The sequence below is a fragment of the Burkholderia cepacia ATCC 25416 genome, from assembly GCF_001411495.1.
GTDB lineage: Bacteria > Pseudomonadota > Gammaproteobacteria > Burkholderiales > Burkholderiaceae > Burkholderia > Burkholderia cepacia.
Map to the genome: position 1 here is coordinate 1,568,815 of NZ_CP012981.1, position 21,320 is coordinate 1,590,134.

A 21,320-nucleotide genomic window follows, 5' to 3' on the forward strand; every position below is an offset into this window, starting at 1 on the left:
CATTTTCGCGCCTGTCGTGCTAGGCGCGCGGCGTCTCCGGCGTGTCGCGCCGCGTGAGCAGCATCGCGTCGCCGTAGCTGAAGAAGCGGTAGCGTTCGGCGATCGCGTGACGGTACGCGGCCCGGATCGTCTCGACGCCCGCGAACGCGGACACCAGCATCAGCAGCGTCGACTTCGGCAGGTGGAAGTTCGTGACGAGCCGGTCGACCACGCGGAAACGATAGCCCGGCGTGATGAAGATGTCGGTCTCGGCCTGCGTGGCCGCGAGCGGGCGGCCCGCTTCGTCGGCGGCGCGCGCCGCGGCTTCGAGCGCGCGCATCGACGTCGTGCCGACCGCGATCACGTTGCCGCCGCGCGCGCGGGTCGCGGCGATCTTGTCGACGAGCGACTGCGGCAGGTCGTACCACTCGCTGTGCATCTTGTGCTCGGCGATGTTGTCGACGCGCACCGGCTGGAACGTGCCGGCACCGACGTGCAGCGTCAGCGTCGCGCGTTGGACACCCATCGCGTCGAGCCGGTCGAGCATCGGTTGGTCGAAGTGCAGCCCGGCCGTGGGTGCGGCGACCGCCCCCGGATTGCTCGCGTAGACGGTCTGGTAGCGCGTCTCGTCGGTCGCATCCGGATCGTGCTCGATATAGGGCGGCAGCGGCAGGCGGCCGTACTGCTCGATCAGGTCGAGGCACGGCTCGGGGAAGACCAGCGTGAAGAACGGCTCGACGCGCTCGCCGACGGTCACGTCGAACGCATCGGCGAGACGCAGCGTCGTGCCGGCACCCGGCGACTTGCTTGCGCGGATCTGCGCGAGCGCCGTGTGCGTGCCGGTCACGCGCTCGACCAGCACCTCGATCTTGCCGCCGCTGGCCTTCTGGCCGAAGAACCGCGCCTTCAGCACCTTGGTATCGTTGAACACGAGCAGGTCGCCGGGTGCGATGCACGACGGCAGCTCGGCGAAGCGGCGGTCGACGAGGCGCGCGGGCTCGACGGTGCCGTCGACCTCGAGCAGGCGGCTCGCGGTGCGGTCGGGCAGCGCGGTTTGCGCAATCAGCTCGGGCGGCAGATTGAAATCGAAATCGGAAAGCGTGAACATGCGGGCTGGTTCGAAACGGCCGGCGGGCGCCGCCGACAGGGCGGAAACGCGTGAATGGGGCGCGCGAGCCGCTATGATGGCGGGATGCGCGGCCTGGCCGGCGTCGTTCGTTCGGACGACGTGAAAGCCGCTATTGTACTTGCCTTGCGAAGCACCCAGACGATCCGATGCCTGTGTCACCACGCCGTTCCTCCGCTGCCGTTGCCGATTCCGCCGATCCGTTCGACGCGGAGGATGCTGCGCCGCCCGTGCACGACACGGCGGCGCGCACCGTGCCGCGCCGTGCCGGCCCGAAGCGCGGCGCCGACGGCAGGCTCGCGCAGCCGGCGGCCGCCGCGCCCGATGCCGACGGCGATGCGGCGGGCGAGGCCGGCGCGGCCGGCGCATCCGGCACGAAGCGCAAGAAGAAGCCGGCCGCCGACAAGCCCGTGAAGACCGTCGACAAGCTCGCGAAGCTCGGCCTCACGCGCTCGATCGATCTCGTGCTGCATCTGCCGATGCGCTACGAGGACGAAACCACGCTCACGCCGATCGGCGAGCTGCTGCCGGGCGGCATCGCGCAGACGGAAGGGGTCGTGTTCGACAACGAGGTCGCGTATCGCCCGCGCCGCCAGCTCGTCGTGAAGATCCAGGACGACGACGGCGAGCAGCTCGTGCTGCGCTTCCTCAATTTCTACGGCTCGCAGGTCAAGCAGATGGCCGTCGGCCAGCGGCTGCGCGTGCGCGGCGACGTGCGCGGCGGTTTCTTCGGGATGGAGATGGTGCATCCGGCGGTGCGCGTCGTCGAAGCCGATGCGCCGCTGCCGCAGGTGCTCACGCCCGTCTATCCGAGCACGGCCGGCGTGTCGCAGGCGTACCTGCGCAAGGCGATCGAGAACGCGGTGGAGCGCACGCCGCTGCCCGAGCTGCTGCCGCCCGAGATCCAGCGCGACTACCTGAAGCCGCTCGATGTGCCGACGCTCGAGCAGGCGGTGCGCATCCTGCACCACCCGCGCGTCGATTCCGACGAAGCCGCGCTGATGGACGGCTCGCATCCGGCGTGGACGCGCATCAAGTTCGAGGAACTGCTCGCGCAGCAGCTGTCGCTCAAGCGCGCGCACGAGGAGCGCCGCACGCGCGCGGCGCCCGCGATGCCGCGCCGCACCGCGAGCGATGCCGATGCGCTGACGACCCGGCTCTATGCCGCGCTGCCGTTCACGCTGACGGGCGCGCAGGCGCGCGTCGTCGACGAGATCGCGCGCGATCTCACGCTCGCGCACCCGATGCAGCGCCTGCTGCAGGGCGACGTCGGCAGCGGCAAGACGGTGGTCGCGGCGCTGGCCGCCACGCAGGCGATCGACGCCGGCTACCAGGCCGCGCTGATGGCGCCCACCGAAATCCTCGCGGAGCAACACGCGCGCAAGCTGCGCGCGTGGCTCGAGCCGCTCGGCGTCACGGTTGCGTGGCTCGCGGGCAGCCTGAAGGCGAAAGAGAAGCGCGCGGCGATCGAGGCGGCCGCGCTCGGCACCGCGCAGCTCGTGATCGGCACGCACGCGATCATCCAGGACACGGTCGAATTCGCCCGGCTCGGCCTCGTGATCGTCGACGAGCAGCACCGCTTCGGCGTCGAGCAGCGGCTCGCGCTGCGGGCGAAGGCCGCGAACGCGGCCAACGGCGCGCGCGACTTCCAGCCGCACCAGTTGATGATGTCGGCCACGCCGATTCCGCGCACGCTCGCGATGACGTATTACGCGGATCTCGAGGTCTCGACGATCGACGAGCTGCCGCCGGGCCGCACGCCGGTGTTGACGCGCCTCGTCGGCGATGCGCGGCGCGAGGAGGTGATCGCCCGCGTGCGCGAGGCCGCGCTGACCGGGCGCCAGGTGTACTGGGTGTGCCCGCTGATCGAGGAGAGCGAGACGCTGCAGCTGCAGACGGCCGTCGAGACTTACGAGACGCTGGCCGCCGCGCTCCCGGAGCTGAAGGTCGGGCTCGTGCACGGCCGGCTGTCGCCGGCCGACAAGGCGGCCGTGATGGAAGCGTTCACGCGCAACGAAGTGCAGCTGCTCGTCGCGACGACCGTGATCGAGGTCGGCGTCGACGTGCCGAACGCGTCGCTGATGGTGATCGAGCACGCGGAGCGCTTCGGCCTCGCGCAGCTGCACCAGTTGCGCGGCCGGGTCGGGCGCGGCACCGCGGCGTCGGTGTGCGTGCTGCTGTACACGGGGCCGCTGTCGCTCACCGGCCGCGAGCGGCTGAAGACGATGCGCGAGACGACCGACGGCTTCGAGATCGCGCGGCGCGACCTCGAGATCCGCGGCCCCGGCGAATTCCTCGGCGCCCGCCAGTCGGGCGCGGCGATGCTGCGCTTCGCGAACCTGGAGACCGACGGCTGGCTGATCGATCCGGCCCGCGAAGCCGCGACGCGGCTGATTGCCGCGTATCCCGAAATCGTCACGCAGCATCTCGCGCGCTGGCTCGGCGCGCGGGAGCAGTATCTGAAAGCCTGATCCGCGGGCTGGGGCCGGATCCGGAATCGCCATTCGACGCATTCCGATGCAGAGAAACTTGGCGAACCGGTGTCACAGGGTGTATAAATTAAACCTATCGCCTGTATATCTCTGATTGACCCACAATGACGCTGACTGAATTGAAATACATCGTCGCGGTCGCGCGCGAACGGCATTTCGGCCGTGCGGCCGAAGCCTGCTTCGTGAGCCAGCCGACGCTGTCGGTGGCGATCAAGAAGCTCGAAGACGAGCTGAACGTGCAGATTTTCGAGCGCGGCGCGAGCGAAGTGAGCGTGACGCCGATCGGTGACCAGATCGTCACGCAGGCGCAGCGCGTACTCGAGCAGACTTTCGCGATCAAGGAGATCGCGAAGCAGGGCAAGGATCCGCTGGTCGGCCCGTTCCGCCTTGGCGTGATCTACACGATCGGGCCGTACCTGCTGCCGACGCTCGTCAAGCAGATGATCCAGCGTGTCCCGCAGATGCCGCTGATGCTGCAGGAAAACTACACGCTCAAGCTGCTCGAACTGCTGAAGCAGGGCGAGATCGACGCCGCGATCATGGCGCTGCCGTTTCCGGAAACCGGCCTGATGGTGCGCCCGCTGTACGACGAACCGTTCGTCGTCGCGCTGCCGGCCGGCCATCCGTGGGAGAAGCGCGACGAGATCGACGCCGAGGACCTGAAGCAGGAAACCATGCTGCTGCTCGGCAACGGTCACTGCTTCCGCGATCACGTGCTCGGCGTGTGCCCGGAGCTGATGCGCTTCTCGCAGACGGCCGACGGCATCCAGAAGACCTTCGAGGGCTCGTCGCTCGAGACGATCCGCCACATGGTCGCGAGCGGCGTCGGCATCACGGTGCTGCCGCGAATGTCGGTTGCCGAGATCGGCCCGCGCGCGAACGGCCCCGATGCCGAACTGCTGTCGTACGTGCCGTTCAACGAGCCGGTGCCCGACCGCCGCGTGGTGCTCGTGTGGCGCAAGAGCTTCACGCGGATGCCCGCGATCGACGCGATCAGCGACGCGATTTCCGCCTGCGAGCTGCCGGGTGTCGCGAAGCTCGACATGCCGGCGACGATGAACTGAGCACGCTGCGGCATGCGCATGCGGTAGCCCGATGAACGGGGTCTTGCGACCCCGTTTATTTTTCTCTATCGCATAGATGAAATTAATTAAATTCAAGTAATCGATAGACGTATATAGAATCCTCTCCATGGATCGGTGTCCTGTCGACGACCGGTCTGCACGCTGAGTGCAAGCGTCAAAGGAGGATGTCATGATGCGGTCGGTATTGCAGCACGCGCAGCGGAACATCCCGCCGCGCGACGCGGTCGTACATCGCGCCAGGGCGGCGGTTCGCAGCCTGCGTCCGATTGCGTTCGCGTACCTCGCGGATCGTGTGTATGGCGGTTGAACGCCGCCGCGCGCCGGTTCAGTGTTCCCCCGATTCACCCGCCATCAAGCCATGAGGGAGCATCGCATGTCCGAAAGCTGGAATTCCGCCCGTGGCGTCGTCACGACGCCTGCCGGCAGCCGGTTCCCCGAGCGTCCCGCCCGCGGCGCATCGCAGCGGGAACGCGCGTTACAGGCCCCGCGCGACATCCCGTAGTACGACAGGAGAATCAACCTGTTCCGTTTCCCATCCCCGCAATGACACTCCACCAACCGCACCCGGCATGCCGCCGGAGCGAACCGGTGGAGTCATACGAGCAAGCCAAGGAGAAATCGCATGTCGAACGAAACGAAGTGCCCGTTCAACCACACCGCTGGTGGCGGCACGACGAACAAGGACTGGTGGCCGAATCAGCTCAACCTGAACATCCTGCACCGCCATTCGGCGCTGTCCGATCCGATGGACAAGGATTTCGACTACGCGGAAGCGTTCAGCAAGCTGGACCTCGCGGCGGTGAAGAAGGACCTGCACGCCCTGATGACGATGTCGCAGGACTGGTGGCCGGCCGACTTCGGCCACTATGGCGGCCTGTTCATCCGCATGGCCTGGCACAGCGCCGGCACGTACCGCACGGCCGACGGCCGCGGCGGCGCGGGCGGCGGGCAGCAGCGCTTCGCGCCGCTCAACAGCTGGCCGGACAACGTCAGCCTCGACAAGGCACGCCGGCTGCTGTGGCCGATCAAGCAGAAGTACGGCCGCAACATCTCGTGGGCCGACCTGCTGATCCTGACCGGCAACGTCGCGCTCGAATCGATGGGCTTCAAGACTTTCGGCTATGCCGGCGGCCGCGTCGATACGTGGGAACCGGACGACGTCTACTGGGGCTCGGAAAAGATCTGGCTGGAACTGAGCGGCGGCCCGAACAGCCGCTACTCGGGCAAGCGTGAGCTCGAAAGCCCGCTCGCTGCCGTGCAGATGGGCCTCATCTACGTGAACCCGGAAGGCCCGGACGGCAACCCCGACCCGGTCGCCGCCGCGCATGACATCCGCGAGACGTTCGCGCGCATGGCGATGAACGACGAAGAGACGGTCGCGCTGATCGCGGGCGGCCATACGTTCGGCAAGACGCACGGTGCCGGTCCGGCGTCGAACGTCGGCCCCGAGCCGGAAGCCGCGGGCCTCGAGGAGCAGGGTCTCGGCTGGAAGAGCACGTTCGGCACGGGCAAGGGCAAGGACGCGATCACGAGTGGCCTCGAAGTCACGTGGACGTCGACGCCGACGAAGTGGAGCAACGACTTCTTCAAGCACCTGTTCAGCTACGAGTGGGAGCTCACGAAGAGCCCGGCCGGTGCGCACCAGTGGGTCGCGAAGGACGCCGGCGAAGTGATTCCCGATGCGTTCGACGCGTCGAAGAAGCATCGCCCGACGATGCTGACGACCGACCTGTCGCTGCGTTTCGACCCGGCCTACGAAAAGATCTCGCGCCGTTTCTACGAGAACCCGGCCGAGTTCGCCGATGCGTTCGCGCGTGCCTGGTTCAAGCTCACGCACCGCGACATGGGCCCGCGCTCCCGTTATCTCGGCCCGGAAGTGCCGGCGGAACACCTGCTGTGGCAGGACCCGATCCCGGCAGTCGATCACCCGCTGATCGACGACGCCGACGTTGCCGCGCTGAAGGCGAAGGTGCTGGCAACGGGCCTGTCGGTGTCGCAGCTCGTGTCGACGGCATGGGCGTCGGCCGCGACGTTCCGCGGATCGGACAAGCGCGGCGGCGCGAACGGTGCGCGCATCCGCCTCGCTCCGCAGAAGGACTGGGAAGTGAACCGTCCGGCTGAACTCGCGAAGGTGCTCGCGACACTCGAAGGCGTGCAGAAGGCGTTCAACGACGCGCAGACGGGCGGCAAGAAGGTGTCGCTCGCCGACCTGATCGTGCTGGCCGGTGCGGCCGGCGTCGAGCAGGCCGCGAAGAGCGCGGGCGTCGCGGTGACGGTGCCGTTCGCACCGGGCCGTACGGATGCATCGCAGGAAGAGACCGATATCGAAGCGATGGCCGTGCTCGAGCCGGTGGCTGACGGGTTCCGCAACTACCTGAAGAGCGCGTTCAAGACGCCGGCCGAGGCGCTGCTGGTCGACAAGGCGCAACTGCTGACGCTGAGCGCGCCCGAGATGACGGTGCTCGTCGGTGGCCTGCGCGTGCTCGGTGCGAACGCCGGCGACGCGAAGCACGGCGTGTTCACCGACCGTCCGGAAGCGCTGACGAACGACTTCTTCGCGAACCTGCTCGACATGGGCACGGAATGGAAGCCGGTGTCGGCCGCGAACGACGTGTTCGAAGGGCGCGATCGCGCGACGGGCAAGGTGAAGTGGACCGGCACGCGCGTCGACCTGATCTTCGGCTCGCATGCGCAGCTGCGTGCGCTGGCCGAGGTGTACGGCAGCGCGGATGCGAAGGAGAAGTTCGCGCGCGACTTCGTCGCGGCCTGGAACAAGGTGATGAACCTCGACCGCTTCGACCTCGCGTGAGCGTTGCCGTGCAGTAGCACGGTGAGGCAGTAACGGGAAACGGCCGGTCGTCCGGCCGGCCGTTTCGTCCCGATCCTGGATTTCATTGAAGGAGTGACGATCATGACGCAAATGATGCTGAACATGCGCGCCGCACTGGCGGCACCGAAGGTGCGGGCGCCGGCCGAGATCGCGCGGTACGTAGTCGGATTCGCGATCGTCGTCGGCGGTGCGGCCGAACTGGTGTCGCAGGCGCTGCACGCGATCGCCGCCGCCTGAGCGCGGCGGAGCGCACGCCACGCTGCAGTGGCGAGCCATACGGGTGGTGCGGTGTCTGCATGCAGGGCAACAGATTCGCGTGAATTGCTCCGGTTCGTTGAGTGAGGAGTCCGCAACATGCCCACGAAGACCCACGATCTATCCAGATCTACCCGGTTGACGGTGCGCTGACGATATTGCTCGCGCCATCCGGACGCCACATTGGCGTTGATGTCGTGCCGGCGCGCAACAATCGACACCGACATGCCGGGCGCCAACGTCTCCCTGATCACATCCTGCTTGAATGCCTGCGCGTACGTCCGATGGGGATGGGCACGATTCCCTGCGTTCGACATCGTTGACTGATTACCGACCGACGCGTTGACGCCGGGAAGGGCCCGCAACTCCGGCGGTTCCGAGGTGCATCCGCTCGACGTGCTGCCTGGTTCGTCGATCGAACGGGATCCGCATCGATCGGTCGGCGATTTTGCCGCGACGGTGATTCTCAGGCGGCGCCGGCAACGCGGCGGTTTCGCGGGCGCCGGCGATCGTCATCCCCGCGCGCACGACGCTGCGTGACAAGGCCGAGCCGTCAGCAAGCGGTGTCGGATATATTCGGCAGGTTCTCCATCATCCAGGTAGCCATTCAATGGAATCACGACGCAAGGCAGTGGGGGTGGTCGCGCCTGCGGGTGTGCCCGATCCGGAAGGCATCGCGCGTGGCATTGCGCTCGTCGAAAGTTGGGGCTTCGAGGTCAGGGCCGGCGCGCATCTCGGCAGCCGGTACCGCTATTTCGCCGGTACCGCCGAGGAACGCGCGGACGACCTGCGGCGCACCCTGATGGATCCGTCGATCGAGATCGTGTGGCTCGCGCGGGGGGGATTCGGTTGTGCGCATTTGCTTGAGCACTTGCCCGACGAGATCGCAACGCCAAAGACGATCATCGGCTTTTCCGACGCAACGTCACTGTTCTGCGCACTCGCGGATCGGCCCGGCGTGCGTTTGCTGCATGGCCCGACATTTCACAGTCTGGCGACCAAGGTCGACGACGCGACGCGCGCCGACATTCGCGCTGTGCTGACCGGCGACGAACGCGCCGCGCTGAGTCTGCGGCATTTGTCCGGCGCCCCTGGTGCAGTGCGGGGACGTCTGTGCGGCGGCAACGTGACGGTACTCGCGAGCGTCGCGGGTACGCGCTGGTCGCTTCGCTCACGCGACGCGATCGTACTGCTGGAGGACGTGACGGAGTTGGGCTACCGGCTCGACCGCAGCCTGACGCAACTGCGTCTGAGCGGCGCGTTCGACGGAGCCCGTGCGTTCGTACTCGGGCAATTCACGCGCTGCCCGATCCCGGACGGCGCGGATTTCACGCTCGAGCAGATGCTTGTCGACGTGCTGGGCGGCTTCGGCCTGCCGATCTACTCGGGTCTGCCGATCGGACATGAACACCGCAACATCACCTGGCAATACGGCGGCCAGGCTGCCATCGAGAACGGCGCGATCCGATTCGGCGCGTAGCGTCGAATCCGGAAGGACAGGAACGCGTACCTTCGGCGATTTCGCGAAACTGTCGTCGGTGCCGGAAGCGAAGGGCGTGCCGGCGGCGGAAGACATGATCCGCCCGCTCGTCGAAGGGCACGAGGCCGTCGTGCGAACCGCGCGCGCGAATCTTCCCGATCGCCGACTCGGCGAGCCGACCGCCGACCTGCAGACGCATGAAAAAACCGCGTGGATGCTGCGCTCGCTGCTCGCGTAAGTACGGTGCGGCCGGGGAGGGCGCGCTGACTCGCCCGATCCGGAGTGATCGAATCCGTCCCTTGATTGGCGCAAATCGTGGCCCGGCCCTGCGCAGCGGGTCCGGGCGGCCCGGGCGCGCCGGGCGGCTGCCGCCGCGGGCCGCCCCGACATGACGCGAAGCACCGCTCGGCTCTAAAATGCCGGGGTTATCTTCCCGGTGCCTCGCCATGCTTGCCCGCTTTCCCCTGTATCTGCGGCTCGTCCGGATGGACAAGCCGATCGGCAGCCTGCTGCTGCTGTGGCCGACGCTCAACGCGCTGTGGATCGCGTCCGACGGCCATCCGCGCTGGCCGCTGCTCGTGATCTTCTCGCTCGGCACGCTGCTGATGCGCTCGGCCGGCTGCGCGATGAACGACTACGCCGACCGCGATTTCGACCGCCACGTGAAGCGCACGGCCGACCGGCCGTTGACGTCGGGCAAGATCCGTGCGTGGGAAGCCGTTGCGATCGCCGTCGGGCTCGCATTCATCTCGTTCCTGCTGATCCTGCCGCTCAACACGCTGACGAAGGAACTGTCCGTCGTCGCGCTGTTCGTCGCGGGTTCGTATCCGTTCATGAAGCGTTTCTTCGCGATTCCGCAGGCGTATCTCGGGATCGCGTTCGGCTTCGGCATTCCGATGGCGTTCGCGGCCGTGCAGGACACGGTGCCGACGATCGCGTGGGTGATGCTGGTCGCGAACATTTTCTGGTCGGTCGCGTACGACACCGAATACGCGATGGTCGATCGCGACGACGACATCAAGATCGGGATCCGCACGTCGGCGCTGACGTTCGGCCGCTTCGACGTCGCGGCCGTGATGGCGTGCTATGCGGCGACGCTCGGCATCTACGTGTGGATCGGCGTGACGCTCGGCTTCGGCCTCGCGTACTGGGCCGGCTGGGCGGCGGCGGTCGGCTGCGCGCTGTATCACTACACGCTGATCAAGGGCCGCGAGCGGATGCCGTGCTTCGCCGCATTCCGGCACAACAACTGGCTCGGCGGCGTGCTGTTCGCGGGGATCGCCGCGCATTACCTGCTGGCGGGTCCGGCGGGCAACTGAAGCGGCCGCGCGCCGGCGCGCGACGCGATGCGCGATGCCAACAAAAAAGCGGCCGAGGCCGCTTTTTTGTTGCCGGTGCCGGAAGGGAGGCCCGGGGCGGGCGCGGCGCTTACGCGCGACCGAGCTCGTCGCCCATTTCCTTCGCACGCGCTTCGGCCGCGAGCGCGCCGCGCACGATCGCGTCCTTCACGCCCTGCGCGTCGAACGATGCGAGCGCGGCGGCTGTCGTGCCGCCCTTCGACGTCACGCGCTCGCGCAGCACGCTTGCCGGCTCGCCCGATTGCGCGGCGAGTTGCGCGGCGCCCGTGAACGTCGCGACCGCGAGCGCGCGGCCCTGTTCGTCGTTCATGCCGAGCTGGCGCGCGGCTTCCTGCAGCGCTTCGATGAAATAGAACACATACGCGGGGCCGCTGCCCGAAATGGCCGTGACGGCATCGAGCTTCGATTCGTCGTCGAACCACACGATCTCGCCGACCGCGCCGAGCACGTTCGACGCGAGTTCGCGGCCCGCCGCATCGACGCCCGGCAGTGCGGCGAGGCCCGTCACGCCCATGCCGACGAGCGCGGGCGTGTTCGGCATCGTGCGCACGACGCGTGCGTAGTCGCCGAGCCAGCGCGCGAGATCGCTGCCGCGGATGCCGGCCGCGATGCTGATCACGAGCTGTGTCTTCAGGTGCGGCGCGAGCGCCTGCGCGACGTCCTTCAGCACCTGCGGCTTCACCGCGAGCACGATCGCGTCGTAGTCGGCGAGCGTTGCGTCGACGGCCGCGCCGGTGCGGATGCCGAATTGCTGCGCGGCGCGTGCGCGCACCTCTTCGTTGACGTCGATGGCATACAGGCCGTCAGCGGCGACGCCGCGCTTGATCAGGCCGCCGATCAGGGCCGCGGCCATGTTGCCGCCGCCGATGAATGCGATTTTCATGGTGTTCGATTGAGCGAGTGAGTGAACAGGAGGGCGGAAAGGGCGCGGCGTTCAGTGCGAGTAATCGCGCGCGCCGAAGATCGCGGTGCCGACGCGCACGATCGTCGCGCCTTCGAGCACGGCCGCGTCGAGATCGGCGGACATGCCCATCGACAGCGTGTCGAGCGGCAGACCGTCGGCGCGCAACGCGTCGAACAGCGTGCGCAGCGCGCGATGCGGCACGCGTTGCGCGTCGGTGTCGCCGGCCGGTTCGGGAATCGCCATCAGGCCGCGCAGCCGCAGCGACGGCAGCGCGGCGACCGCGCGCGCGACCTCGGCCACGTCGGCCGGTGCGACGCCGCTCTTCGACGCCTCGCCGCTGATGTTCACCTGCACGCACACGTTGAGCGGCGGCAGGTGCGCGGGGCGTTGCTCCGACAGGCGCTGGGCGATCTTCAGCCGGTCGACCGAATGGACCCAGTCGAAGCGTTCGGCAACCGGGCGCGTCTTGTTCGATTGCAGCGGCCCGATGAAATGCCATTCGAGGCTCGCGCGCAGGTCGGCGAGCGCGTCGATCTTGTCGATCGATTCCTGCACGTAGTTTTCGCCGAATGCACGCTGCCCGGCCGCATGCGCGGCGCGCACGTCGGCGGCGGGAAACGTCTTCGAGACGGCGAGCAGCGATACGGTGGCGGGATCGCGGCCGGCCGCGCGGGCGGCGTCGGCGATGCGGCGATGAACGGATTCGAGGCGGGCGGCGAGATCGGACATGACGGGCACGAAAGCAGGCACGGAAGCGGGCATGTAGCGGATGCGCCGCGGCACGCGGCGCATCGATCCGCCCATTATACGGACGCCGGGCGCGAGGCCCAGGGCCCGCCCGTCATTCGTATGAACAGGCCCTAGCCATACAGCAGGTGCTCGACGAGCTGGATCCAGTGGGCCACCGGAATCTGCGTGCCGCTCTGCAGGTGCGCGATGCAGCCGACGTTGCCGGAGACGATCATCTGCGGCTCGAGCGCCTGCAGCTTCAGCAGCTTCTGCTTGCGCAACCGGTACGACAGCGACGGCTGCGTCAGCGAATAGGTGCCGGCCGAGCCGCAGCACAGATGGCTGTCCGCCGGCAGCCGCACGTCGATGCCGAGGGTCTCGAGCAGGCGTTCGACCTTGCCGCGCGACTGCTGGCCGTGCTGCAGCGTGCACGGCGGGTGGTACGCGACCGTATGGACCGCACGGCGGCGCGCGAGCGTCGCGAGCTCGGCCTCGAACGCGAGCAGCACGTCGGAGATGTCGCGCGTCAGCGACACGATGCGCTGCGCCTTCTCCGCGTAGGCCGGGTCGTCGCGCAGCAGGTGCGCGTATTCGAGCACCGTCGCGCCGCAGCCCGACGCGTTCATCACGATCGCCTCGACACCCTGTTCGACATGGGGCCACCACGCGTCGATGTTGCGGCGCGCGTCGTCGAGCGCTTCGTCGTGATAGTTCAGGTGCAGGCGGATCGCGCCGCAGCAGCCGGCATCGGGCGCGACGACGGTCTCGATGCCGAGCGCGTCGAGCACGCGCGCGGTCGCGATATTGATGTTCGGCAGCATCGACGGCTGCACGCAGCCGCCGAGCATCAGCATCTTGCGCGTATGCGTCAGGTGCGGCCATTCGAGCAGCCGCGTGCGCGGCGGCACCTTGTCGCGCAGCCGCTTCGGCAGCAGCGGACGGACGTGCTGTCCGAGCCGCATCACCGGCGAGAACAGCGCGGCGTTCGGCACGAGGCTCGCGAGCACGCGGCGCACGAGACGCTGCTGCACGGGGCGCTGAACCTGTGCCTCGACGTGCTTGCGGCCGATCTCGACGAGCCGGCCGTACTGGACGCCGGACGGGCAGGTCGTCTCGCAACTGCGGCACGTGAGGCAGCGGTCGAGGTGCTGCTGCGTGCTGCGCGTGACGGGCGCGCCTTCGACCATCTGCTTGATCAGGTAGATGCGGCCGCGCGGGCCGTCGAGTTCGTCGCCGAGCAACTGGTAGGTCGGGCAGGTCGCGGTGCAGAACCCGCAATGCACGCACTTGCGCAATATCGCGTCGGCTTCGTCGCCGTCGGGCGTATTGCGGATGAAATCGGCGAGGTTCGTCTGCATCTCAGAGATCCGGATAGAGCCGGCCGCGGTTGAAGATGCGCGCGGGATCGAACGCGGCTTTCAACCCGCGGTGGATTTTCATCATCGGGGCGGGGAGCGGCGTGAACACGCCCGCGCTGCGGTCGTACGCGTCGCCCGCGCGGAACAGCGTCGCGTGGCCGCCGGCCTGCTTGGCGCTCATCCGCACGGTCTGCGCATCGGCGTCGGTGATCCACCAGCGCTGCGCGCCGCCCCATTCCATCAACTGGGTGCCGGGCAGGTGCATCGGTTCGGTGATCGACGGCAGCGCGAGACGCCACAGCGCATAGCCGGGTGGGATGCCGTGGAAGAACGGGTCGGTATGCTCGCGCAGGCCGGCCCAGAAGCGCTCGGCCTCGACCGCGTCGACGACTTCGCCGCCGAGCAGCGTCTTCGCGGATTTCACGGCCGCTTCGGCACCCGACAGGCGCAGGACGAGCGTGCCGTTGCGCCACCCGCTCGCGCTGACGGGCAGCGGATGGCCGCCCCATTCGTTGAGCTTGCGCACCGCGTCGGTCGCGGTCATCTCGAACTTCAGCGTGACTTCGGCGACGGGCATCGGCAGCACCTTGAGCGACAGGTCGAGCATCAGCCCGAGCGTGCCGAGCGCGCCGGCCATCAGCCGCGACACGTCGTAGCCGGCGACGTTCTTCACGACCTGGCCGCCGAAGCGCAGCACTTCGCCGCGGCCGTTCATCAGCGTGACGCCGAGCGTGAAATCGCGCGGCGCACCGCAGGTGGCCCGGCGCGGGCCCGCGAGGCCGGCCGCGACGCAGCCGCCGACGGTGGCCGCGCGGCCGAAGTGCGGCGGCTCGAACGGCAGCATCTGGCCGCACTCGGCGAGGACGGTTTCAAGCTGTGCGAGCGGCGTGCCCGCGCGGACCGTGACGACGAGTTCAGCCGGGTCGTACGACACGACGCCCTGAAACGCGCGCGTGTCGAGAATTTCGCCCTCGAGCGCCTGGCCGTACCAGTCCTTGGTGCCGCCGCCGCGAATCCGCAGCGGCCGGCCGTCGGCGCTGGCGGCGCGGACGCGGTCGGCCCATCCGGCGACGATGTCGTCCTCTTCCATGTTCTGTTGCTGCCTCGACTTGTTGTTCGGTCGATTGTACCGGGGTGGCGCGATTCCACATCGCGACTATCCCTAAGACCGGTATCGCGGGCCGTCTGCCCGCGTCGCCGCATGAACAGGCCGTGCGGGCACGGTCGAACGCCGCGGCATGGCCGCGGGCACCGGCCGCGACCCGCGCGGGCCGCTCAGAAGCGCGGCAGGTCGGGGTGCGGCAGCAGCCCGCCGCGCACGTGCTGGCGACCGTATTCGGCGCAGCGCGCGCGGGTCGGGATGCCCTTGTCCGGGTTCAGCAGCCCCGCCGGATCGAAGGCGCGCTTGACCGCGAAGAACGCGTCGCGCTCCTGCGGCGAGAACTGTACGCACATCGAATTGAGCTTCTCGATGCCGACGCCGTGCTCGCCCGTCACGCTGCCGCCGAATTCCACGCAGCATTCGAGGATTTCCGCGCCGAACTGCTCGGCGCGGTGCAGTTCGTCCGGATCGTTCGCGTTGTAGAGGATCAGCGGATGCATGTTGCCGTCGCCCGCGTGGAACACGTTGATGCAGCGCAGCCCGTAGCGCGTTTCGAGCTGCTCGATGCGCGCGAGCAGCGGGCCGATCGCGCGGCGTGGCACGGTGCCGTCCATGCAGTAGTAGTCGGCCGAAATGCGGCCGGCGGCCGGGAACGCGTTCTTGCGGCCCGACCAGAAGCGCAGCCGCTCGTGCTCGTTGCGCGATACCTGGATGCGTGTCGCGCCATGCTCGCGCAGCACGGCCGTCATCCGCACGATCTCTTCCGCGACTTCTTCCGGCGTGCCGTCCGATTCGCACAGCAGGATCGCTTTCGCCTCGAGATCGTAGCCCGCGTGCGTGAACGCCTCGACGGCCTGCGTGGCCGGCTTGTCCATCATTTCGAGCCCGGCCGGGATGATCCCCGACGCGATGATCGCCGCGACGGCCTCGCCGCCCTTGACGACGTCGTCGAAGCTCGCCATCACGAGCTGGGCCGTCTGCGGCTTCGGGATCAGCTTCACCGTGACCTCGGTGACGATCGCGAACATCCCTTCGCTGCCGATCATCACGGCGAGCAGGTCGAGGCCCGGCATGTCGAGCGCCAGCGAACCGAATTCGACGATCTCGCCGTCGATCGTCACCGCGCGCACGCGCATCACGTTGTGCACGGTCAGCCCGTATTTCAGGCAATGGACGCCGCCGGAATTTTCCGCGACGTTGCCGCCGATCGTGCACGCGATCTGCGACGACGGATCGGGCGCGTAGTACAGGCCGTACGGCGCGGCGGCCTCCGAGATCGCGAGGTTGCGCACGCCGGGCTGCACGGTCGCCGTGCGGGCGTAGGGATCGACTTCGACGATGCGCGTGAAGCGCGCAAGCGACAGCACGACGCCGAGCGCGATCGGCAACGCGCCGCCCGACAGGCTCGTGCCCGCGCCGCGCGGCACGATCGGCACCTCCATGCGGCGGCAGATCTGCACGATCCGCTGCACCTGCGATTCCGTTTCGGGCAGCGCGACCGCGAGCGGCAGGCGGCGGTACGCGGACAGGCCGTCGCATTCGTACGGCGCCGTGTCTTCGTCGCGGTACAGCAGGCAGTGCGTCGGCAGCACGGCCATCAGCGCCTGCACAACTTCGCGCTGGCGCTGCGCGCGTGCCGCGCTCGACAGTTCGACGGGAGCGTTCATGGGGTCTCCTGCAGCAGGCGGCGCGGCGTCGCGCCGCCGTGTCAGCACGTGAAAATCTTGCCCGGATTCATCAGGTTGCGCGGATCGAGCGCGAGCTTGATCGCACGCATCGTGTCGATCGCGTTGTCGCCGTGCTCCTTCGGCAGGAAGCGCATCTTGTGCAGCCCGACGCCGTGCTCGCCCGTGCAGGTGCCGCCGAGGCGCAGCGCGCGCTCGACGATCCGGTCGTTGATGTGCTCGGCTTCCGCGATTTCCTCGGGCTTGTCGGGGTCGATCAGGATCGCCACGTGGAAATTGCCGTCGCCGACGTGGCCGACGATCGGGCAGGGCAGCGACGAGGCGCGCAGGTCGACTTCGGTTTCCTCGACGCACGCGGCGAGCTGCGAGATCGGCACGCAGACGTCGGTCGTCACCGCGCGGCAGCCGGGTTTCAATTGCAGCATCGCGAAATACGCGTTGTGGCGTGCGGCCCAGAGGCGCGTGCGGTCTTCGGGGCGGGTTGCCCATTCGAAACCCTGGCCGTTGTTCTGGCCCGCGAGCGCCTGCACGAGCTCGGCCTGTTCCTTCACGCCGGCCTCGGTGCCGTGGAATTCGAAGAACAGCGTCGGCGCTTCGGTGAGCGTCAGGTTCGAATGGCGGTTGATCGAGCGCACGGCGAGCGCATCGACGAATTCGACGCGCGCGATCGGCACGCCGATCTGGATCGTCTCGATCACGGTGCGCACCGCGTCGCCCATCGACGGGAACGTGCAGATCGCGGCCGATACGGCTTCGGGCAGCGGATGCAGGCGCAGCGTGATCTCGGTGATCACGCCGAGCGTGCCTTCGGAGCCGACGAACAGGCGCGTGAGGTCGTAGCCGGCCGACGACTTGCGGGCGCGCGAGCCGGTCTTCACCACACGGCCGTCGGCGAGCACGGCGGTCAGGCCGAGCACGTTCTCGCGCATCGTGCCGTAGCGCACGGCGTTGGTGCCCGACGCACGCGTGGCGGTCATCCCGCCGATGCTGGCGTCGGCGCCCGGGTCGATCGGGAAGAACAGGCCGGTGTCGCGCAGCGCCTCGTTGAGCGCCTTGCGCGTGATGCCCGGCTCGACCGTCACGGTCAGGTCTTCGGCGTTGATCGACAGCACGCGGTTCATTTCCGACAGGTCGAGCGAGATGCCGCCGCGCACCGCGAGCAGGTGGCCTTCGAGCGACGAACCGGCGCCGTACGGGATCAGCGGGACGCTATACAGCGAGCACAGCGACACGACTTCGCGCACGTCGTCCGCGCTGTGCGCGAACACGACGGCGTCGGGCAGTTGCGGATCGAACGGCGATTCGTCGCGGCCGTGGTGGGCGCGAACGGCGTCGGCGGTCGACACGCGCTCGCCGAAGGCGGCGCGCAGCGCATCGAGCATGGCGGGGGGAAGGGGGCGGCGCGTGGCGGCCGGCGGGGCAGGGTGATTCACGAACGTCTCCTTGTCAATCCGGATGAGCGCGTTGGCGCCGCCCCGGCTCCCGTGCTGCTGGGTTTCGGCCCATTCTACGCTGTAACGCCTGCTGCGCCCGCCGTCGCGGGCTGCGATAATCGCGTTCGAACGCAACCGGGCCGCGTCGCGGCCGCGCACGAGAGGACATCCGCATGGGCAACCGCTTGAGCAAGATCGCCACGCGTACCGGCGACGACGGCACCACCGGCCTCGGCGACGGCCGGCGTATCGGCAAGGACGATACGCGGATCGCCGCGATCGGCGACGTCGACGAGCTGAACTCGAACCTCGGCGTGCTGCTCGCCGAAACGCTGCCGGACGATATCCGCACGGCGCTCGTGACGATCCAGCATGACCTGTTCGATCTCGGCGGCGAATTGTGCATTCCCGGCCATACGGTGCTCGACGACACGCATCTCGCGCGTCTCGATCGCTGGCTCGCCGACTACAACGCGACGCTGCCGCCGCTGAAGGAATTCATCCTGCCGGCCGGCTCGCGCGCGGCGTCGCTCGCGCACGTGTGTCGAACCGTATGCCGTCGCGCGGAGCGTTCGATCGTCGCGCTCGGGCGCACCGAAACGCTCAACGATGCGCCGCGACGCTACGTGAACCGGCTGTCGGACCTGCTGTTCGTGCTGGCGCGCGTGCTGAACCGTGCCGACGGCGGATCGGACGTGCTGTGGGAACGCGGCCGTGTCCGCTGACCGCTGACGATTCGCCCCCTTACCCTTGCCGCGCTGCGACAATTTGCCCGAGGGGCATCGAATTTTTAAAAAGGTATTGTGTGTGCATGTTTAACGGAGAACGAACATGACCCACATCACCGCTGACCAGATGGCTCGCGTGAAGGCCACTGCCCCTGTCCTCGCCGTGCACGGCGCGACGATCACGAAGCACTTCTACCAGCGCATGTTCGCGCGCCATCCGGAACTGAAGAACCTGTTCAACCAGACGCACCAGAAGACGGGCGGCCAGCCGGAAGCGCTCGCGAAGGCCGTCTACGCGTATGCGGCGAACATCGACAATCTCGGTGCGCTGGGCGGGGCTGTGTCGCACATCGCGCACAAGCACGCGAGCCTGAACATCCGCCCCGAGCATTACCCGATCGTCGGCGAGAACCTGCTCGCCTCGATCGTCGAGGTGCTGGGCGACGCGGTCGATGCCGACACGCTCGAGGCGTGGCGCGTGGCTTACGGCCAGCTCGCGCAGATCCTGATCGGCGCCGAGGCCGACCTGTACGCGGGTGCCGCCTGGAGCGGGTTCCGTCCGTTCAAGGTCGAGCGCAAGGTGCGCGAAAGCGACGAGATCACGTCGTTCTACCTGACGCCCGCCGACGGCGGCGCGGCGCCGACGTTCGAGCCCGGCCAGTACATCACGGTGAAGCGTTTCGTCGGCGATCTCGGCGTCGACCAGCCGCGCCAGTACAGCCTGTCCGACGCGCCGCACGGCAAGTGGCTGCGCATCTCGGTGAAGCGCGAAGCCGGCAGGCCGGAAGTCATTCCGGCCGGCAAGGTGTCGACGCTGATGCACAACGGTGTGGAAGAGGGCGCGATCGTCGAGGTCACCGCGCCGATGGGCGAATTCTCGCTGAAGCGCGGCGTCGAGACGCCGGTGGTGCTGATTTCCGGCGGCGTCGGCCTGACGCCGATGGTGTCGATGGCGTCGACGCTGGTCGACGAAGGCAGCAAGCGCGACGTGCGGTTCGTCCATGCATGCCGATCGGGCGCGGTGCACGCGTTCCGCGGCTGGCTGAACGACACGGTGCGCGAGCATGCGAACGTCAAGCGCACGGTGCTGTACGAGCTGGTCGGTCCGAACGATCGCGTCGGCGTCGACCACGATCTGGAAGGGCGCCTCACGCCGGAGCGCGTGCGGCACTACGCGCTGGTGCCGGACGCCGACTACTACGTCTGCGGCCCGATCGCGTTCATGAAGGCACAACGCGATGCGCTGGTCGCGCTCGGCGTCGCGCCGGAACGCATCAATACCGAGATCTTCGGTTCGGGCGCGCTCGAGTGATGCGCTGACCGGCAGTCGGCGGCCCGCGAAAAAAAGCCCGGCGCGAGCCGGGCGTTTTTCGTTTCGGCGCAGGCGCGGACGATCAGTTCCCGCTGCCGCGCGTGACGCGGCGTGCCTTCACCGATTCCGCGAGGCCTTCGAGCACCTTCACGCTGTCGTCCCACGCGATGCACGCGTCGGTGATGCTCTGGCCGTAGGTCAGTTCGCAGCCTTCCTTCAGGTCCTGGCGCCCCTCGACGAGATGCGACTCGATCATCACGCCGACGATGCGGGCGTCACCGGCCGCGATCTGGCGGCCGATGTCGGCACAGACGGGGATCTGGTTCTCGTGCTTCTTCGAGCTGTTCGCGTGGCTCGCGTCGATCATCAGGCGTGCGGCGAGGCCGGCCTTGCCGATGTCCGCGCACGCGGCGTTCACGCTTTCCGCGTCGTAGTTGGGCGTCTTGCCGCCGCGCAGGATCACGTGGCAATCCTCGTTGCCGGCCGTCGACACGATCGCCGAATGGCCGCCCTTCGTCACCGACAGGAAATGGTGTGGCTGCGATGCGGCTTTGATCGCGTCGACCGCGATCTTCACGTTGCCGTCGGTGCCGTTCTTGAAGCCGACCGGGCACGACAGCCCCGACGCGAGCTCGCGGTGCACTTGCGATTCGGTCGTGCGCGCGCCGATCGCGCCCCACGAGATCAGGTCGGCGATGTACTGCGGGCTGATCATGTCGAGGTATTCGGTCGCGGCCGGCAGGCCCATCTCGTTGATCTGGAGCAGCAGCTCGCGCGCGGTGCGCAGCCCTTCGTTGATCTTGAAGCTGTTGTCGAGGTGCGGATCGTTGATGAGCCCCTTCCAGCCGACCGTCGTGCGCGGCTTCTCGAAGTACACGCGCATCACGATTTCCAGCTCGCCCTTGAAGCGCTCGCGCTCCTTCACGAGCCGCCCCGCGTACTCGATCGCCGCCTTCGTGTCATGGATCGAGCACGGCCCGATCACCACGATCAGCCGGTCGTCCATCCCGTGCAGGATGCGGTGCATCGACTGGCGCGAGTTGTAGATCAGCTCGGACGCGGCTTCGGAGCACGCGAATTCGCGGATCAGGTGGGCGGGCGGCGTCAGTTCCTTGAGTTCGCGGATGCGGACGTCGTCGGTGTTGTGCGGGGGCATGCTGTTTCTCCTTGGTTCCGGGCGCCGTTCGATCAGTGGGCGTGCGGCAGATTCATCAATTCAAGCGATTCAGTGGTTTCGGTCGGGGCCGCGGAACCGCTGCGGCGGCGACCGGGAAGCGAAGGGCGAAAAAAAACCGCCGGGTTCGCCGGCGGTTTTTTCGGGAATTTCGGTTGCGCTTTACGCGCCATCAACCCTCTCGATCCGCCAGCGGTCTGAGATGCCAAAAAAAGTAAAAGTAAAACTTGGCGGACATGACGGAGATTCGGTTCGTCAAAAAAGTTGATTCGGAATTTATACCCCGTCGC

At 68.0% G+C, this 21,320-nt stretch carries 18 protein-coding genes and 2 pseudogenes; 11 read left to right on the top strand and 9 right to left on the bottom strand.

Going from position 1 to position 21,320, the window contains the following annotated elements; genetic code table 11:
• Positions 1-19 precede the first annotated feature (19 nt).
• Positions 20-1,087, bottom strand: coding sequence for a tRNA preQ1(34) S-adenosylmethionine ribosyltransferase-isomerase QueA (gene queA / locus APZ15_RS07200; RefSeq protein ID WP_027788334.1), 1,068 nt, complete (start codon positions 1,085-1,087; stop codon positions 20-22).
• 167 nt (positions 1,088-1,254) lie between these two features.
• Here queA and recG point away from each other — a divergent pair, with 167 nt between their 5' ends.
• The 4 genes from recG (at position 1,255) to APZ15_RS41680 (ending at position 7,749) form a co-directional block, all read left to right on the top strand.
• Positions 1,255-3,576, top strand: coding sequence for an ATP-dependent DNA helicase RecG (gene recG / locus APZ15_RS07205; protein ID WP_027788333.1), 2,322 nt, complete (start codon positions 1,255-1,257; stop codon positions 3,574-3,576).
• Positions 3,577-3,701: 125 nt separating this feature from the next.
• Complete coding sequence (locus APZ15_RS07210) at positions 3,702-4,661, top strand: LysR substrate-binding domain-containing protein (protein ID WP_006483664.1); 960 nt, start codon at positions 3,702-3,704, stop codon at positions 4,659-4,661.
• Positions 4,662-5,304: 643 nt separating this feature from the next.
• Positions 5,305-7,491 carry a catalase/peroxidase HPI gene (gene katG / locus APZ15_RS07215; RefSeq protein WP_027788332.1) on the top strand — a complete coding sequence of 729 codons (2,187 nt, stop codon included), beginning with the start codon at positions 5,305-5,307 and terminating at the stop codon, positions 7,489-7,491.
• Between the two features lie 102 nt (positions 7,492-7,593).
• Positions 7,594-7,749: a hypothetical protein gene (locus APZ15_RS41680; protein WP_021163864.1), complete on the top strand. Its 156-nt coding sequence runs from the start codon at positions 7,594-7,596 to the stop codon at positions 7,747-7,749.
• Positions 7,750-7,928: 179 nt separating this feature from the next.
• Here APZ15_RS41680 and APZ15_RS42655 read toward each other — a convergent pair.
• Positions 7,929-8,084, bottom strand: a pseudogene (locus APZ15_RS42655) (transposase); the annotation flags it as partial.
• Positions 8,085-8,148: 64 nt separating this feature from the next.
• On the opposite strand from APZ15_RS42655, the gene APZ15_RS40770 reads away from it, so the two are divergent.
• The 4 genes and pseudogenes from APZ15_RS40770 to ubiA all read left to right on the top strand — a co-directional run bounded on the left by APZ15_RS40770 (position 8,149) and on the right by ubiA (position 10,566).
• On the top strand, positions 8,149-8,307 hold the full coding sequence (locus APZ15_RS40770) for a hypothetical protein (RefSeq protein WP_155253131.1): 159 nt from the start codon (positions 8,149-8,151) through the stop codon (positions 8,305-8,307).
• Between the two features lie 70 nt (positions 8,308-8,377).
• A complete protein-coding gene (locus APZ15_RS07220; RefSeq protein WP_027788331.1) occupies positions 8,378-9,247 on the top strand; it encodes a S66 peptidase family protein in 870 nt (289 codons plus the stop codon).
• 28 nt (positions 9,248-9,275) lie between these two features.
• Positions 9,276-9,485 (top strand): annotated as a pseudogene (locus tag APZ15_RS07225) (DNA starvation/stationary phase protection protein); the annotation flags it as partial.
• A gap of 208 nt (positions 9,486-9,693) precedes the next feature.
• A complete protein-coding gene (ubiA, locus tag APZ15_RS07230; RefSeq protein WP_027788330.1) occupies positions 9,694-10,566 on the top strand; it encodes a 4-hydroxybenzoate octaprenyltransferase in 873 nt (290 codons plus the stop codon).
• Between the two features lie 109 nt (positions 10,567-10,675).
• On the opposite strand, the gene proC is transcribed toward ubiA, so the two are convergent.
• The 6 genes from proC to APZ15_RS07260 form a co-directional block, all read right to left on the bottom strand.
• The gene (proC, locus tag APZ15_RS07235; protein WP_027788329.1) at positions 10,676-11,488 is read right to left on the bottom strand and encodes a pyrroline-5-carboxylate reductase; all 813 of its coding nucleotides are present in this window, start codon (positions 11,486-11,488) and stop codon (positions 10,676-10,678) included.
• A 51-nt stretch (positions 11,489-11,539) separates the two neighbouring features.
• Positions 11,540-12,238, bottom strand: coding sequence for a YggS family pyridoxal phosphate-dependent enzyme (locus APZ15_RS07240; RefSeq protein WP_027788328.1), 699 nt, complete (start codon positions 12,236-12,238; stop codon positions 11,540-11,542).
• 131 nt (positions 12,239-12,369) lie between these two features.
• Positions 12,370-13,596 (bottom strand): glycolate oxidase subunit GlcF, encoded by a 1,227-nt coding sequence (gene glcF, locus APZ15_RS07245; protein ID WP_021163859.1) that lies wholly within the window; start codon positions 13,594-13,596, stop codon positions 12,370-12,372.
• A gap of 1 nt (position 13,597) precedes the next feature.
• Positions 13,598-14,686: a glycolate oxidase subunit GlcE gene (glcE, locus tag APZ15_RS07250; RefSeq protein ID WP_027788327.1), complete on the bottom strand. Its 1,089-nt coding sequence runs from the start codon at positions 14,684-14,686 to the stop codon at positions 13,598-13,600.
• A 185-nt stretch (positions 14,687-14,871) separates the two neighbouring features.
• A complete protein-coding gene (locus tag APZ15_RS07255) occupies positions 14,872-16,365 on the bottom strand; it encodes an FAD-linked oxidase C-terminal domain-containing protein (RefSeq protein ID WP_011351007.1) in 1,494 nt (497 codons plus the stop codon).
• Between the two features lie 41 nt (positions 16,366-16,406).
• Positions 16,407-17,816 (bottom strand): FAD-binding oxidoreductase, encoded by a 1,410-nt coding sequence (locus tag APZ15_RS07260; protein WP_027788326.1) that lies wholly within the window; start codon positions 17,814-17,816, stop codon positions 16,407-16,409.
• A 173-nt stretch (positions 17,817-17,989) separates the two neighbouring features.
• On the opposite strand from APZ15_RS07260, the gene APZ15_RS07265 reads away from it, so the two are divergent.
• Together APZ15_RS07265 and hmpA are read left to right on the top strand one after the other, a co-directional pair.
• On the top strand, positions 17,990-18,541 hold the full coding sequence (locus APZ15_RS07265) for a cob(I)yrinic acid a,c-diamide adenosyltransferase (RefSeq protein WP_027788325.1): 552 nt from the start codon (positions 17,990-17,992) through the stop codon (positions 18,539-18,541).
• Positions 18,542-18,647: 106 nt separating this feature from the next.
• Positions 18,648-19,856, top strand: coding sequence for an NO-inducible flavohemoprotein (gene hmpA, locus APZ15_RS07270; RefSeq protein ID WP_027788324.1), 1,209 nt, complete (start codon positions 18,648-18,650; stop codon positions 19,854-19,856).
• A gap of 82 nt (positions 19,857-19,938) precedes the next feature.
• Here hmpA and aroG read toward each other — a convergent pair whose 3' ends face one another.
• Positions 19,939-21,012, bottom strand: a complete 1,074-nt coding sequence (gene aroG, locus APZ15_RS07275; RefSeq protein WP_027788323.1) for a 3-deoxy-7-phosphoheptulonate synthase AroG — start codon at positions 21,010-21,012, stop codon at positions 19,939-19,941.
• Between aroG and APZ15_RS41685 the strand changes: the two genes are divergently transcribed.
• Positions 21,011-21,298, top strand: coding sequence for a hypothetical protein (locus APZ15_RS41685; protein ID WP_162269110.1), 288 nt, complete (start codon positions 21,011-21,013; stop codon positions 21,296-21,298). The genes aroG and APZ15_RS41685 overlap by 2 nt on opposite strands.
• Positions 21,299-21,320: the final 22 nt, after the last annotated feature.

Excerpts from the sequence above, each read along its gene's own strand:
- queA (WP_027788334.1), bottom strand. The coding sequence starts at position 1,087 with ATGTTCACGCTTTCCGATTTCGATTTCAATCTGCCGCCCGAGCTGATT.
- recG (WP_027788333.1), top strand. The coding sequence starts at position 1,255 with ATGCCTGTGTCACCACGCCGTTCCTCCGCTGCCGTTGCCGATTCCGCC.
- APZ15_RS07210 (WP_006483664.1), top strand. The coding sequence starts at position 3,702 with ATGACGCTGACTGAATTGAAATACATCGTCGCGGTCGCGCGCGAACGG.
- katG (WP_027788332.1), top strand. The coding sequence starts at position 5,305 with ATGTCGAACGAAACGAAGTGCCCGTTCAACCACACCGCTGGTGGCGGC.
- APZ15_RS41680 (WP_021163864.1), top strand. The coding sequence starts at position 7,594 with ATGACGCAAATGATGCTGAACATGCGCGCCGCACTGGCGGCACCGAAG.
- APZ15_RS07220 (WP_027788331.1), top strand. The coding sequence starts at position 8,378 with ATGGAATCACGACGCAAGGCAGTGGGGGTGGTCGCGCCTGCGGGTGTG.
- ubiA (WP_027788330.1), top strand. The coding sequence starts at position 9,694 with ATGCTTGCCCGCTTTCCCCTGTATCTGCGGCTCGTCCGGATGGACAAG.
- proC (WP_027788329.1), bottom strand. The coding sequence starts at position 11,488 with ATGAAAATCGCATTCATCGGCGGCGGCAACATGGCCGCGGCCCTGATC.
- APZ15_RS07240 (WP_027788328.1), bottom strand. The coding sequence starts at position 12,238 with ATGTCCGATCTCGCCGCCCGCCTCGAATCCGTTCATCGCCGCATCGCC.
- glcF (WP_021163859.1), bottom strand. The coding sequence starts at position 13,596 with ATGCAGACGAACCTCGCCGATTTCATCCGCAATACGCCCGACGGCGAC.
- glcE (WP_027788327.1), bottom strand. The coding sequence starts at position 14,686 with ATGGAAGAGGACGACATCGTCGCCGGATGGGCCGACCGCGTCCGCGCC.
- APZ15_RS07255 (WP_011351007.1), bottom strand. The coding sequence starts at position 16,365 with ATGAACGCTCCCGTCGAACTGTCGAGCGCGGCACGCGCGCAGCGCCAG.
- APZ15_RS07265 (WP_027788325.1), top strand. The coding sequence starts at position 17,990 with ATGGGCAACCGCTTGAGCAAGATCGCCACGCGTACCGGCGACGACGGC.
- hmpA (WP_027788324.1), top strand. The coding sequence starts at position 18,648 with ATGACCCACATCACCGCTGACCAGATGGCTCGCGTGAAGGCCACTGCC.
- APZ15_RS41685 (WP_162269110.1), top strand. The coding sequence starts at position 21,011 with ATGCTGTTTCTCCTTGGTTCCGGGCGCCGTTCGATCAGTGGGCGTGCG.
- aroG (WP_027788323.1), bottom strand. The coding sequence starts at position 21,012 with ATGCCCCCGCACAACACCGACGACGTCCGCATCCGCGAACTCAAGGAA.